At 71.5% G+C, this 12079-nt stretch carries 15 protein-coding genes; 12 read left to right on the top strand and 3 right to left on the bottom strand.

Translation table 11 applies throughout. The features are described 5' to 3' along the window. Window positions 1-115 precede the first annotated feature (115 nt). On the bottom strand, window positions 116-538 hold the full coding sequence (locus ABZW11_RS05240) for a Rid family hydrolase (RefSeq protein WP_355412848.1): 423 nt from the start codon (window positions 536-538) through the stop codon (window positions 116-118). 95 nt (window positions 539-633) lie between these two features. Here ABZW11_RS05240 and ABZW11_RS05235 point away from each other — a divergent pair, with 95 nt between their 5' ends. After that, the gene (locus ABZW11_RS05235) at window positions 634-1107 is read left to right on the top strand and encodes a MarR family transcriptional regulator (protein WP_355412846.1); all 474 of its coding nucleotides are present in this window, start codon (window positions 634-636) and stop codon (window positions 1105-1107) included. Here the strand turns inward: ABZW11_RS05235 and ABZW11_RS05230 are convergent. After that, on the bottom strand, window positions 1104-1943 hold the full coding sequence (locus ABZW11_RS05230; RefSeq protein WP_355412844.1) for a helix-turn-helix transcriptional regulator: 840 nt from the start codon (window positions 1941-1943) through the stop codon (window positions 1104-1106). The genes ABZW11_RS05235 and ABZW11_RS05230 overlap by 4 nt on opposite strands. 102 nt (window positions 1944-2045) lie before the next feature. Between ABZW11_RS05230 and ABZW11_RS05225 the strand changes: the two genes are divergently transcribed. After that, window positions 2046-2963, top strand: coding sequence for an NADP-dependent oxidoreductase (locus ABZW11_RS05225; RefSeq protein WP_355412842.1), 918 nt, complete (start codon window positions 2046-2048; stop codon window positions 2961-2963). A gap of 424 nt (window positions 2964-3387) precedes the next feature. Here ABZW11_RS05225 and ABZW11_RS05220 read toward each other — a convergent pair whose 3' ends face one another. Then, entirely contained in the window at window positions 3388-3615 is a 228-nt protein-coding gene (locus ABZW11_RS05220) for a hypothetical protein (protein WP_355412840.1), read from the bottom strand. 303 nt (window positions 3616-3918) lie between these two features. Here ABZW11_RS05220 and ABZW11_RS05215 point away from each other — a divergent pair, with 303 nt between their 5' ends. From ABZW11_RS05215 to ABZW11_RS05170, 10 genes are all read left to right on the top strand, one after another. Next, window positions 3919-5145 (top strand): riboflavin synthase, encoded by a 1227-nt coding sequence (locus ABZW11_RS05215; RefSeq protein ID WP_355412838.1) that lies wholly within the window; start codon window positions 3919-3921, stop codon window positions 5143-5145. A gap of 203 nt (window positions 5146-5348) precedes the next feature. Then, the gene (locus ABZW11_RS05210) at window positions 5349-6653 is read left to right on the top strand and encodes a hypothetical protein (RefSeq protein ID WP_355412836.1); all 1305 of its coding nucleotides are present in this window, start codon (window positions 5349-5351) and stop codon (window positions 6651-6653) included. Further along, window positions 6650-7144, top strand: a complete 495-nt coding sequence (locus tag ABZW11_RS05205) for a hydrogenase maturation protease (RefSeq protein ID WP_355412834.1) — start codon at window positions 6650-6652, stop codon at window positions 7142-7144. Before ABZW11_RS05210 ends, ABZW11_RS05205 begins: the two co-directional genes overlap by 4 nt. Continuing rightward, complete coding sequence (locus ABZW11_RS05200; protein ID WP_355412832.1) at window positions 7137-7496, top strand: hydrogenase maturation nickel metallochaperone HypA; 360 nt, start codon at window positions 7137-7139, stop codon at window positions 7494-7496. The genes ABZW11_RS05205 and ABZW11_RS05200 overlap by 8 nt, the downstream gene beginning before the upstream one ends. Continuing rightward, window positions 7493-8551 carry a hydrogenase expression protein HypE gene (locus ABZW11_RS05195; protein ID WP_355412830.1) on the top strand — a complete coding sequence of 353 codons (1059 nt, stop codon included), beginning with the start codon at window positions 7493-7495 and terminating at the stop codon, window positions 8549-8551. The genes ABZW11_RS05200 and ABZW11_RS05195 overlap by 4 nt, the downstream gene beginning before the upstream one ends. A 35-nt stretch (window positions 8552-8586) precedes the next feature. Then, window positions 8587-10380, top strand: a complete 1794-nt coding sequence (locus tag ABZW11_RS05190) for a nickel-dependent hydrogenase large subunit (protein ID WP_355412828.1) — start codon at window positions 8587-8589, stop codon at window positions 10378-10380. Next, window positions 10373-10753 (top strand): hypothetical protein, encoded by a 381-nt coding sequence (locus ABZW11_RS05185; protein WP_355412826.1) that lies wholly within the window; start codon window positions 10373-10375, stop codon window positions 10751-10753. Before ABZW11_RS05190 ends, ABZW11_RS05185 begins: the two co-directional genes overlap by 8 nt. Window positions 10754-10833: 80 nt before the next feature. Beyond that, window positions 10834-11430 (top strand): DUF5947 family protein, encoded by a 597-nt coding sequence (locus tag ABZW11_RS05180; protein WP_355412824.1) that lies wholly within the window; start codon window positions 10834-10836, stop codon window positions 11428-11430. Window positions 11431-11440: 10 nt separating this feature from the next. Beyond that, a complete protein-coding gene (locus ABZW11_RS05175) occupies window positions 11441-11650 on the top strand; it encodes a hypothetical protein (RefSeq protein ID WP_355412822.1) in 210 nt (69 codons plus the stop codon). Between the two features lie 153 nt (window positions 11651-11803). Continuing rightward, the gene (locus ABZW11_RS05170; protein ID WP_345392733.1) at window positions 11804-12076 is read left to right on the top strand and encodes a HypC/HybG/HupF family hydrogenase formation chaperone; all 273 of its coding nucleotides are present in this window, start codon (window positions 11804-11806) and stop codon (window positions 12074-12076) included. Window positions 12077-12079: the final 3 nt, after the last annotated feature.

Genomic DNA, 12079 nt, shown 5'->3' with positions numbered 1-12079 from the left:
TCAACGCCGCAATCTGGCACAACTGGAACACCGACGCACCGGTGAAACGGTCCCTGACCGCCTACGACCACTAACCAATTTCACATCAGCGATCTAGCCCCCGCGACGGCTTCGCTCAGGCGCCGCTTCCGACTACGGCGGTGGCGCGGATCTCGACGCGCATCTTCGGGGCGCCGAGTGCGGCGACGCCGATCTCCGTCCAGATGGGCGCGCGGTCACCCATGCGCTTGCGGAACTGCTCCACCATCACCCGGTTGTGCACCTCGCCGATGAAGTCCGGCGAGTCGGGGATGTGGTACGAGTCCACCGCCACGACGTCGCGCCAGGTGGCGCCGGCCGTGGCGAGGGTCCGCTCCACGTTGTCGAAGGCCCGCACGATCTCGTCCTCCAGGGACTCAGGGAAGTGGAAGTCGTCGTCCCACCCGCCCTGCCCCGAGATCTCCACCCGGTCGCCGATGCGCACCGCCTGGTGGTAATGCATGGTGGTCAGCTGCCGATCGCCGTACCCGGGGGTGGCGAAGAACTCCGGCTCACTCATCACGAATCCTCACTGGTTGACTTCACGCTTGAAGTGAAAGCTACCACCTATTCACTTCAAGCGTGAAGTGACGAGCCCCCGATAGGCTGAACCTCATGGCCAGCACCCCTGACGAGCCGCTGTGGCTGACCCCGGACGAGAAAGAGGCGTGGACCGGGCTCGTCTCCCTCGTCCTCCTGCTGCCGGGCAGGCTGGAGACGCCCCTGCAGCACGAGTCCGGCCTGAGCCTCTTCGAATACCTGGCGCTCAGCCACATCTCCGAGGCCCCCGGCCGCCGCCTGCGCATGAGCGAGCTGGCCTACCTGGCCAACGGCTCGCTCTCGCGCCTGTCCAACGTGGTCAAGCGCTTCGAGCAGCGCGGCTGGGTGGAGCGCTCGCCCGACCCGGAGGACGGCCGCTACACGATCGCCGCGCTCACCGACGCCGGCTACGAGGTGGTCGTCGCCGCCGCGCCCACCCACGTACGCTCGGTGCGGCGCTTCGTGCTCGACCCGCTCACCGCCGCCGACCAGAAGGCGCTGGCCCGCATCGCCGCCAAGCTGCGCATCCGGCCGATCGACCTGGCCTAGGCTCCGACGTCCTGGCTGCCGAGGACGTCGAGCAGGGCGAGCTTCTCGGCCGCGTCGCCCCCGGCCGGCGCGGTGAACCACAGCAGGCGCTGCGAGCCGTCCTCGCTCAGCAGGCTGAGGCAGTCGAGCTCGATGACGCCCAGCTCGGGGTGGACGAGCCGCTTGCGGTCGGCGCGGCGTACGGCCACCTCCTGCCGCGCCCAGAGCCCGGCGAACTCGGCGCTCGTGGCGAGCAGCTCGTCGATGAGCCCGCTCACCTGCTCGTCCCCACCGCGCCGCGCCGCCACGGCCCGCAGGTCGGCGACGAACACGCGCGACTGATGACCGTGCTCGTCCGGGTGGTAGCGGGAGCGGGCGTCCGGGTCGGTGAACCATCGGTGGACGAAGCTCGCAGCGCGGCCCTGAACGGGCGGGATCGGGCCGAGGAGCGCGGTGGCCAGGCGGTTCTGGACGAGGACGGCGTGCAGGTCGGTGATCACCGCGGCGGGCGTCGCGGGCAGGCGTTCCAGGAGGTCGAGCATGCCGGGGTGCACGTGGGCGGACAGGCTGTGCCGCGGCGGCACCGGGCGTCCTGCCAGGAAGTAGAGGTGGGAGCGCTCGTCGGCGGTGAGCCGCAGCGCGCGGGCCAGCGCCGCCACCATCTGCTCGGACGGCTGCGCGCCGCGCCCCTGCTCCAGCTGGTTGTAGTAGTCGGTGGACGCCCCCGCCAGCACCGCCACCTCGTCCCTGCGCAGCCCGGGGACCCGGTGCCGCGTCCCCGCCGGCAGCCCCACCTCGCCCGGCTTGATGCGGTCGCGCCGCGACCTCAGGAACGCCCCGAACTCCTGCAGATCCATGCCTTCCATTGTGGTCCCGCGGCCGAGGTGGAGGCAGGCGCTGCCATCACCAGTGTGAGCTCCGCCTTCCCGTACGGACCCGGCCAGGCGAGCGTGGGTCGCATGAAGGCACTGCAGTACACCGCGTACGGCGTCCGCCCGGTCGTCACCGAGATCCCCCAGCCGGAGCCCGGCCCAGGCGAGGTCCTGGTCGCGATCGCCGGGGCGGCGCTCAATCCGCTGGACGTCAAGATCGGCCACGGTCACGTCAAGGACTTCTTCCCGGTCACCTTCCCCTCGGTGGTGGGCACCGACCTCGCCGGCACCGTCGTCCGGCTCGGGCCCGGCGTCACCGGCCGGAGCGTCGGCGACGCGGTGCTCGCGCGTACGGACCCGGCCGGGGGCGGGGCCGTCGCCGAGTACGCCGCCGTCCCCGTCACCCATCTCACCGCCGCGCCGCCGGCGGTCCCGCTCGGCCTCGCCGCAGGGCTCGCGACCGCCGCCGCGACGGCCTGGCAGGCGGTGCACGAGGTGGCCGGGCTCCGGCCCGGCCAGAGGGTGCTGATCCACGGCGGCGCCGGGGGAGTGGGCGGCTTCGCCCTGCAACTGGCCAGGAAGGCGGGCGCCCACGTCCTCACCACCACCTCTCCGGCTGGCGCCTCGCTCGCCGGGAAGCTGGGCGCCCACGAGGTGATCGACTACACCGCGGCCGACTTCCGCGAGCGCGCCTCGGAGGTGGACGTGGTCATCGACCCGATCGGCGGCGACGTGGAGACCGCCTCCCTCGACGTCCTCGTCCCCGGCGGCCTGCTGCTCGCCCTGAACGTCCCACCGGACGCGGACCGCGCCGCCGCCCGCGGCCTGCGCGCCGCGTTCGTGCACCACGAGACGGACGCCGCCCGCCTCGCGAAGGTGGCCGCGGCGGGCCTGGAGATCGTCGCCGACCGCGCCGTCCCGCTGGCGGACGCCGCCGCCGCGTACGACCACGTCGCCGCGGGCCATGCCAAGGGCAAGGTCGTCGTCCAGCCGCTCAAGGCATAGAGACGACCCACTTGCCGCGCGGGCCCGGGTCTTGAGGCGGGGTCAGCTCAGAGCGGCGATCAGCGCGAGGGCGACGACCACGGCCTTGGCCAGGAACGCGTCCGAGCAGGTGGCGGCGTCCCTCGTGCGGAGGGGGTTGAGTGCGCCAGAACAGCACGAACGCCACCACCGCCACCACGAGTCCCGCCCACGACGACACCGCCGAGATGCCCGCGACCCATCCCAGCGCCCCAGCATCGTGAGGGCGTGAATCGTCACCGCGCTCCTGCTGCGGAGCCCCGCCGCCTTACCGCAACCAACAGGGTTGCGGTAAGGCGGCGAGCGGCAATCTCAGGCGTACTGAACTCCACGACCTGCGACGTCCCCGCTCGCCGCCGAGTTCCGGCGATGCGCGAAAGACCGCCCTGCCCCGGTGACGGGTAAATCAGGCCGCGGCCCAGAAATACCAGCCGATGTCATAGAAGCAAGGACGGGTCTGCGTCCCGCCCGCCTGCACGCCGTTCCTCCAGTATTCGCAGATGCCCTGCGTGGAGTAGGGCCCGTACCAGTGGCCGGCCGCCTCCTTGGCCTGCGCGGGGCTGACGGAGACCACGAGGGCCGCGAGCCCGCCGACCGCGGCGACGGCGATTCTTCCGGCTACTTTCCGTTTCATTTCACACGTCCTCTCGTCGTTGTTCTGGAAACGCTAATGTTTGCCGCGAGATAATGTCAGGTAATAAGCAGGGCATTCACCGGACATTTCCCGGCGTGAGAGAGGCCCTTCCTCGGTCCGGCCGGGGCGGTTATCGTGGACGGTGGTGCGAAGCCAGGTGCGGCGGTGACAGCCCGCCGGTTCCTCCCCGCAGGAGGAACGATCCGGTGCGATTCCGGAGCCATGCGGTGATACCCCGCCCCTTCTCGGACTCCGATGACCGGGTCCCTGACGCCATCGGCCACTTGTGCGAAGGGGAAGGGCATGTTCACCGGCAGAATCCACGAGATCGGCCTGATCGAGTCCGTCGGCGCGAACGACATCGAGATCCGGGCGGCCAAGAGCGCGGAGCGGCTGGCGAAGGGCGGTTCGCTGAACGTCGCGGGGGTCCAGCTGACCGCCGAGCACGTCGAGGGCGACCTGATCAGGGTGTCGGTCAGCACCGAGACCCGGCGCCGCACCACGTTCGACGAGATGCGGGAGCCGGGACGGCGGGTGAACCTGGAGACGCCGCTCGCCGTCGGCGACCCGCTCGACGGGCACCTGGTCCAGGGGTACGTCGACGGGGTCGGCAAGGTCGTGCGCGCCGACGACGACCCCGGGCTGGGGCGGCGGCTGTGGATCAGGCCGCCTGACCGGTTCATCGGCAAGGTCATGGCCAAGGGCTCCATCGCGGTCGACGGCGTGAGCCTGACCGTGGCCGAGGTGGTCAAGGACCGCTTCTCGGTGGCGCTGATCCCGTCCACGCTCGCCGGGACGACCCTGGCCGCGCTGTCCGTGGGCGACCGCGTCAACCTGGAGTCCGACATGGTGAGCCGGCTGGCGGCGGGCGGCCCGGCCTCCGCGAGCGCCCACGTCGCCAAGGCGGTCGCCGCGCTGGGCTGGGCCGGGCATCTGTCGGGCCGGGTCGGAGTGGAGAAGGTGGTGCGCCAGCTCGCCGCCGGCGGCGGTGTCATGGTGTGGGATCCGGCGCGCGAGGCCGAGGGCGACGTCATCTTCGCCGGGGCGGACCTGCGTCCTGCCGCGTTCACGTTCCTGCTGACCGAGGTGTACGGCTACCCGTGCGTCCCGTGCGCTCCCGAGGTCCTCGACCGGCTGGAGATCCCGGCACTGGAGGGCGCGGGAGACCGCCACGGCACGGCCTTCCACACGCCCGTCGACCTGGCCGCCTCGACCGGCACCGGGGTCAGCGCCGCAGAACGCGCCGCCACCGTACGCCACCTCGCCCGCCCCGACTCCACCCCCGCCGACTTCACCGCACCCGGCCACGTCATTCCGATCGCCTCCCGCCCCGGCCTGCTCCGGGAGCGCGCCGGCCACACGGAGTCGACCGTCGCGCTGTGCCTGGCCGCGGGCCTGCCGCCGGTGGGCGTGTGCTGCGAGGTGATGCGCCGCGACGGCACGATGGCCGGCGCGGCCGACCTGGAGGCCTCCGCTCTCCGCTGGGGCCTGCCCCTGGTCGACATCGACGACCTGCGTACGTGGTTGTGAGCCGCCTCGGCAAGGTGACGTTCAAATCCTGTTGGGGTTGAGCGGGGCTTGGAGGCGCGAGTGCCGGTGCCCGCCCGGGTGGAGCACCAAGAGCCGCTAAGTGCGGTCCGCACCTAGGGGAGTGGCTCACCTACTTGGCCTGGGACGGCGTGGCTATACCCAAAGGGTCACGTAGGACCAGGGCAGTAAGGGGGCCACTCGCCGTGGACGCGAACGGCATCGATGCCGCGCCCGGTTTCCGCGCGGCGCTGGCGGTGGCTGACTCCGTCCTGTACGAGGGCTACCTGCTCTATCCCTACCGGCGATCTTCGCCGAAGAACCAGGTCAGGTGGCAGTTCGGGGTGCTGCTGCCGGAGCGGTGGGCCAGGGCGCACGGGCTGGAGGGCGGCGGGGTCGCGGGCTCCGCCGAGTCGTGGTGGCAGCAGACCGAGTGCCTGCTCCTCGCGCCCTCCGACGCCGTCGTGCTCGGCAGGCTCCGCTTCCTGCAGGTGCGCCGCCGTACGCCCGAGGAGCGGCTGCCCGACGGCGGTCACCGTGCGGCGGATCGGGTCGGTGAGGCGCTGAGCTTCGACGAGGCGGTGCCGTGCGAGCTGGACGTCCAGGCGTCGGTGGCGGAGCTGCTGTCCGGTGAGAAGCGGCTCGACCTGCGGATTCCCGGCTCCGACACGGTCACCCCGCTGCCCGGCTCGGCCGGCCGGACGCGCCGCCGCACGTGGCCGCTGACCGCCCGTGTGACGCTGTCGCTGACTCCGTGCGAGGGGGAGTCGCTGTTCAGGCTCCGCGTACGGACGGAGAACGCCGCGCGGGAGCCCTCACCGGACACGCCCAGGGAAGAGGCGCTCCGGCACGCCCTGATCGCCTGTCACACCCTGCTGACCGTGCCGGGCGGCCGGTTCGTCTCGCTGCTCGACCCGCCTGACTGGGCGGAGAAGGCGGCGGCCGAGTGCGTGAACGCGCACACGTACCCGGTGCTGAGCGGCGACCAGGTGGTGCTGTCGTCGCCGATCCTGCTCTACGACAACCCGCGCGTCGCCCCGGAGAGCCACGGCGACCTGCACGACGCGGCGGAGATCGACGAGATCCTGTCGCTGCGCACCCTGACGCTCACCGACGCGGAGAAGCGCGAGGCGCGCGCCACCGACCCGCGCGCCGCCGACATCATCGACCGGGTCGAGGCGATGACCCCTGAGGACCTCGCCCGCCTGCACGGCACGATCAGGGATCCAGAGACGGAAGCGGACACGGACGTCGTCGAGGTGGCGGGGACGCTGGTCCGCAAGGGCAGCAGGGTGCGGCTGCGGCCCCGGCTGCGCGGCACCGACCCGCAGGACATGTTCCTCGACGGCAGGACGGCCGTGGTGGAGGCGGTGCTGCTCGACGTGGACGGCGCCCGCCACCTCGCCGTGACCCTGGAGGACGACCCGGCGGCCGAGCTGAACCAGTGGTACGGCCGCTACCGCTACTTCGCCCCCGAGGAGACCGAGCCGCTGGAGGGTGAGCCCGCATGAACAGGGTGCTGGTGGCCGGGATCGGCAACGTGTTCCTGGGCGACGACGGGTTCGGCGTCGAGGTGGTCAGGCGGGTGGACGCCGCCGCGCTGCCCGGCTCGGTGTCGGTGTCGGACTACGGGATCCGCGGCGTGCACCTGGCGTACGAGCTGCTCGGCGGCGCGTACGACACGCTGATCATGGTGGACGCGGTCGAGATCGACGGCCCGCCCGGCACCGTCGCGGTGCTGGAGATCGACGACGAGCCGGTGGGCCTGGCCCAGGTCGACGGGCACGGCATGCACCCGCAGGCCGTCCTCGACCTGCTCGCCAGGCTGGGCGGCCGGGTGCCCAGGGTGCTGCTGGTGGGCTGCAGGCCCCAGATCATCGACGAGGTCATGGGCCTGTCGGAGCCGGTGGCCGCCGCCGTCGAAGGCGCGGTCGCGGCGGTGACGGCGCTGGCACGTGACGAGGCGTACCGACGAACCGACAGGGAGCGCGCCGATGCATGAGACAGGGATGTGCGACGAGATCGTGGAGGCGGTCCTGCGCAGGGCGGAGGGACGGCAGGTGGCCGCGGTACGCGTCCGCGTCCCCTTCGCCGGGCACCGGCCCGATCCAGCGGTCGTCGAGCAGGGCTTCCGCGTGGCCGCGGCCGGCACGCCTGCCGAGGACGCGCGGATCGAGCTCGTCGCCGAGCCGCCCGCGGTGAGCTGCGGCGGCTGCGGCGCGCGGACGCCCGTGACCGACGCGCTCGCGCTCGTCGCCTGCCCGCGCTGCGGCGGCGTGGACGTCGAGCTCGCGCCCGACACCGGGGTCGTCGTCGAGTCGATCACCTACCAGCAGGACGAGGTGCGCGCATGACACAGACGGAGCAGAAGGGCGGTCAGACCGCCGGCTACGACGAGATGCACATCCTGTGGATATCCGAGGGCATGAGCTGCGACGGCGACACCGTCTCCATCACCGCGGCGACCCAGCCCGCGATCGAGGACGTCGTCGCCGGCACCATTCCCGGCCTGCCCAAGGTGCACCTGCACAACAAGGTTCTCTCGCCCAGCCTCGGCGGCGAGGACTACCTGGCGCCGTTCAGGGCCGCCGCGCGCGGGGAGCTGGAGCCGTTCATCCTCGTCATCGAGGGCTCGGTGCCCAACGAGAACATCAACGGCGACGGCTACTGGACGTCGTTCGGCAACGACCCGAGCACCGGGCAGCCACTGACCCTGAACTCCTGGATCGACCGGCTCGCGCCGCGGGCGTGGGCGGTCGTCGCCATCGGCACGTGCGCCACGTACGGCGGCATCCACGCGATGGCCGGCAACCCGACCGGCTGCATGGGCCTGGCCGACTACCTCGGCTGGGACTTCCGCTCGACCGGTGGGCTGCCGATCGTGAACGTGCCGGGCTGCCCGGTCCAGCCGGACAACTTCATGGAGACCCTGACCTGGGTGCTCCACCACGCCGCCGGCAGCGCGCCGCCGCCTCCGCTGGACGAGCTGCTGCGTCCCCAGTGGCTGTTCGGCAAGACGGTCCACGAGGGGTGCGACCGGGCCGCGTACTACGAGCAGGGCGACTTCGCGCACGACTACAACTCGCCGAAGTGCCAGGTGAAGGTGGGCTGCTGGGGCCCGGTGGTGAACTGCAACGTGCCCAAGCGCGGGTGGATGCGCGGCATCGGCGGCTGCCCGAACGTGGGCGGCATCTGCATCGCCTGCACCATGCCGGGCTTCCCTGACAAGTTCATGCCGTTCATGGACATGCCGCCCGGCGGCGGCCTGTCCTCGATGCTCATCAAGCCGTACGGCGCGTTCATCCGCCGGATGCGCGGCATCACCAACCACACCGTCAACAGGGAACCCCGGTGGCGGCACAACCGTGAGGCGCTGACCAGCGGCTACGACCCGCGCTGGCGCCCATAAGCCGTCGGCTCCGACGAGAGAGGAAAGCACGGCCGATGGCCATCGAACAGCAGGAGAAAGCGGCGCCCACCAAGGGCCGGCTCGTCGACATGTCCTGGGACCCGATCACCAGGATCATCGGCAATCTCGGCATCTACACCAAGATCGACTTCGAGAACCAGCGCGTGGTGGAGTGCCACAGCACGTCCTCGCTGTTCCGCGGCTACTCGGTCTTCATGAAGGGCAAGGACCCGCGCGACGCCGGCTTCATCACCAGCCGCATCTGCGGCATCTGCGGCGACAACCACACGACGTGCTCGGTCTACGCGCAGAACATGGCGTACGGGATCAAGACCCCGAAGCTCGCCGAGTGGATCATCAACCTCGGCGAGGCCGCCGAGTACATGTTCGACCACACCCTCTTCCAGGACAACCTGGTGTTCGTCGACTTCTGCGAGGCGATGGTCAAGGGCACCAACCCGAGCGTGCTCAGGCGGGCCACCACCACCGAGGCGCCGAACGCCGCCATCCACGGCAAGCGCACGATCGCCGACATCATGCAGGCGTTCAACCCGTTCGAGGGGGACGCCTACAAGGAGGCGCTGACCGTCAGCCGGGTCACGCGGGAGATGTTCTGTCTGATGGAAGGCAGGCACGTGCACCCCTCGACGATCTATCCGGGAGGCGTCGGCACGATGCCGTCGCCGTCGGTCTTCACCGGCTACCTGTCGCGGCTGATGAACATCATCGACTTCGTCAAGAAGGCCGTCGCGCTCAACGACGACGTCTTCGACTTCTTCTACCAGGCGCTGCCCGGCTACGAGGAGGTCGGCCGGCGCAGGGTGCTGCTCGGCTGCTGGGGCGCGTTCCAGGACCCCGAGGTGGTCGACTACCGCTACCAGACGATGAACGAGTGGGGCAGGGCGATGTACGTCACCCCCGGCATCGTCGTGGACGGCGAGCTCATCACGACGAACCTGGTGGACATCAACCTCGGCATCCGCATCCTGCTCGGCAGCTCCTACTACGAGGACTGGGTGAACGAGGAGCCGTTCGTCACCCACGACCCGCTCGGCAACCCGGTGGACATGCGCCACCCGTGGAACCAGACCACGCTGCCCGCCCCGCAGAAGCGCGACTTCGACGGCAACTACAGCTGGGTGATGAGCCCGCGCTGGCTGGACCCGCGCACCGGCGACCACCTGGCGCTGGACACCGGCGGCGGCCCGTTCGCGCGCCTCTACACCACCGCGCTGGCCGGGCTCGTGGACACGCCGTACGTGAAGTCCACCGGGTCGAGCGTGCAGATCAACCTGCCCAAGGGGCCCGAGCTGCCCGAGGTGACGCTGGAGTGGCGGATCCCGCAGTGGTCCAACGCCCTTGAGCGCAACCGGGCCCGCGTGTACTTCGTGGCCTACGCCGCCGCCATGGCGGTGTGGTTCGTCGAGCGGGCGCTGGAGCGGGTGCGCGGCGGGGACACCAAGGTGTTCCAGGACTTCGACGTGCCCGACCAGGCCATCGGGGTCGGGTTCCACGAGGCGGTGCGCGGTGTGCTGTCGCATCACCTGGTGATCGAGAAGGGGAAGATCGCCAACTATCATCCGTACCCGCCGACGCCGTGGAACGGCAGCCCGCGCGACCGCTACGGCACTCCTGGGCCGTACGAGGACGCCGTCCAGGACATGCCGATCTTCGAGGAGAACGGGCCGGAGAACTTCAAGGGCGTCGACATCATGCGCGCCGTGCGCAGCTTCGACCCCTGCCTGCCGTGTGGCGTCCACATGTACGTCGGCAAGGGCCGTACCGTGCGGAAACTGCACTCGCCCATGTTCGGCGGCGGCCATGACTGACGGCCGGCCGAGGCTGGACGAGCGGGCCGTCGCCGGGCACCTGGAGCTGCTCGACGAGCTGCTGAGCGAGCTGGAGCCGGCCTCCGGGCATACGGCCGAACTGGCGCTCGACGCGCTCGCCACGCTCGCCGGGGTGTACGGGGAGGCGCTCGCCCGCATCGCCGAGCGGGTCGTCGCCGCCGCGCCCGAGGTGGGGGCGGCGCTGGCGGACGACGTCCTGCTGGCGCACCTGTTCGTGCTGCACGGGGTGTCCGTCGGCGCGGCCCAGGGGAGCGGCGGGGCCCAGGGGAGTGCGGCGGCTGCCGGTGGTGCGGCGTTCATCCCGCTCGACGCGCTCACCCGCCGCCCCGCCACCTCAAGGGCGGCCCTATGACCGGCCCCGCGACGGGCCCCGCGACGGGCCCCGCCACGGGCGCTGGGACGGGCGCTGGGACGGGCGCTGCCACTGGCGCTGTGACCGGCGCTGTGGTCGGGGCGGGGGCGCTTGGACGGGTGGTCAGGCGGCCGGTCGGTGGGCGGCGGGCCGCGGAGCCGTGTGAGCTGTGCGGGGAGCCGCTGCGTGACACGCACGCCCACCTGCTGGAGGAGCGCAAGGACCTGGTGCTGTGCGCCTGCCGCGCCTGCGCGCTGCTGTTCGAGCACGGGACGAACGGTCCCGGCAGGTTCCTGCTGGTGCCCGACCGGCGGCTGCGGCTCACCGGGCCGCCGCCGTCCGAGCTGGGCGTGCCCGTGGGCCTGGCGTTCTTCGTCCGCCGCTCCGACGGCACGGTCGTGGCGCACTACCCGAGCCCGGTGGGCGCGACCCGCTGGGACGTGGACGCCGACGCGTGGGACCGGCTCGCAGGGCACTACGCGGAGCTGGCGTCGATGCGGCCGGCGGTGGAGGCGTTCCTGGTCGCCGTCGTGCGCGGCCTGGACGAGCGCTGGCTCGTCCCGATCGACGACTGTCACCGGCTCGTCGCCCTGGTACGCCAGGAATGGACGGGCATGTCCGGCGGCCCCCAGATCTGGGACCGGATCGCGGCCTTCTTCGCCGAACTCGACCGATGAGGAGGACGACATGGCACGAATTCGCGTAGGCGTTCCCGACGTGGCGCCTGACACGCCCTCGCACGTCAAGGGCGTGCCCCAGGGCAACGCGAAGGGCTCCTACCGCCGTCAGCGGGGCCACCACAAGGACGGCACCGCCGACGCGCGGCGCTCGACCGGCGTACGTCCCCGCCACGGGAACCCGATCGCGCCGACCATGCCGAACCTGTCTCCCAGCTGAGACGCGAGAGGAGGTGGAAGCCGACATGCGGCAGCTAGGCACGTTGCTGGCCCTGTTCGCCGGGGCCGCGGTCATCGCGATGGTCTGGCGGGAACTGCCCGCCCTCAAGCGCTACATCACCATGCGACGAATGTGAGAGGAGCGAGGCGGCCGATGTGCCTGGGCATTCCCGGCGAGATCGTCGAACTCATCCCCGGACAGCCCGAACTCGCCAAGGTCGAGGTGGCGGGCGTGCGGCGGGTCATCAACGTCGGGCTGGTCGACCAGGACGGCATCCGTCCAGGCGACTGGGTGCTCGTGCACGTCGGCTTCGCCATGTCCAAGATCGACGAGCGGGAGGCGGCGGCCACGCTCGCGCTCCTGCGCGGTCTCGGACAGGCGTACACCGACGAGCTCGAAGCGCTCGCGGAATCCGACATCACCTGAGAG

This window comes from Nonomuraea sp. NPDC004580 (assembly GCF_040609855.1).
Taxonomy (GTDB): domain Bacteria; phylum Actinomycetota; class Actinomycetes; order Streptosporangiales; family Streptosporangiaceae; genus Nonomuraea; species Nonomuraea salmonea.
Note: the sequence above shows the minus strand (reverse complement) of the source record. Positions and strands in the feature narration are given on the sequence as shown.

What these genes read in the sequence shown, in the direction of transcription:
- ABZW11_RS05240 (WP_355412848.1), bottom strand. Translation starts at nt 538, where the DNA reads ATGAGTGAGCCGGAGTTCTTCGCCACCCCCGGGTACGGCGATCGGCAG.
- ABZW11_RS05235 (WP_355412846.1), top strand. Translation starts at nt 634, where the DNA reads ATGGCCAGCACCCCTGACGAGCCGCTGTGGCTGACCCCGGACGAGAAA.
- ABZW11_RS05230 (WP_355412844.1), bottom strand. Translation starts at nt 1,943, where the DNA reads ATGGATCTGCAGGAGTTCGGGGCGTTCCTGAGGTCGCGGCGCGACCGC.
- ABZW11_RS05225 (WP_355412842.1), top strand. Translation starts at nt 2,046, where the DNA reads ATGAAGGCACTGCAGTACACCGCGTACGGCGTCCGCCCGGTCGTCACC.
- ABZW11_RS05220 (WP_355412840.1), bottom strand. Translation starts at nt 3,615, where the DNA reads ATGAAACGGAAAGTAGCCGGAAGAATCGCCGTCGCCGCGGTCGGCGGG.
- ABZW11_RS05215 (WP_355412838.1), top strand. Translation starts at nt 3,919, where the DNA reads ATGTTCACCGGCAGAATCCACGAGATCGGCCTGATCGAGTCCGTCGGC.
- ABZW11_RS05205 (WP_355412834.1), top strand. Translation starts at nt 6,650, where the DNA reads ATGAACAGGGTGCTGGTGGCCGGGATCGGCAACGTGTTCCTGGGCGAC.
- ABZW11_RS05200 (WP_355412832.1), top strand. Translation starts at nt 7,137, where the DNA reads ATGCATGAGACAGGGATGTGCGACGAGATCGTGGAGGCGGTCCTGCGC.
- ABZW11_RS05195 (WP_355412830.1), top strand. Translation starts at nt 7,493, where the DNA reads ATGACACAGACGGAGCAGAAGGGCGGTCAGACCGCCGGCTACGACGAG.
- ABZW11_RS05190 (WP_355412828.1), top strand. Translation starts at nt 8,587, where the DNA reads ATGGCCATCGAACAGCAGGAGAAAGCGGCGCCCACCAAGGGCCGGCTC.
- ABZW11_RS05185 (WP_355412826.1), top strand. Translation starts at nt 10,373, where the DNA reads ATGACTGACGGCCGGCCGAGGCTGGACGAGCGGGCCGTCGCCGGGCAC.
- ABZW11_RS05175 (WP_355412822.1), top strand. Translation starts at nt 11,441, where the DNA reads ATGGCACGAATTCGCGTAGGCGTTCCCGACGTGGCGCCTGACACGCCC.
- ABZW11_RS05170 (WP_345392733.1), top strand. Translation starts at nt 11,804, where the DNA reads ATGTGCCTGGGCATTCCCGGCGAGATCGTCGAACTCATCCCCGGACAG.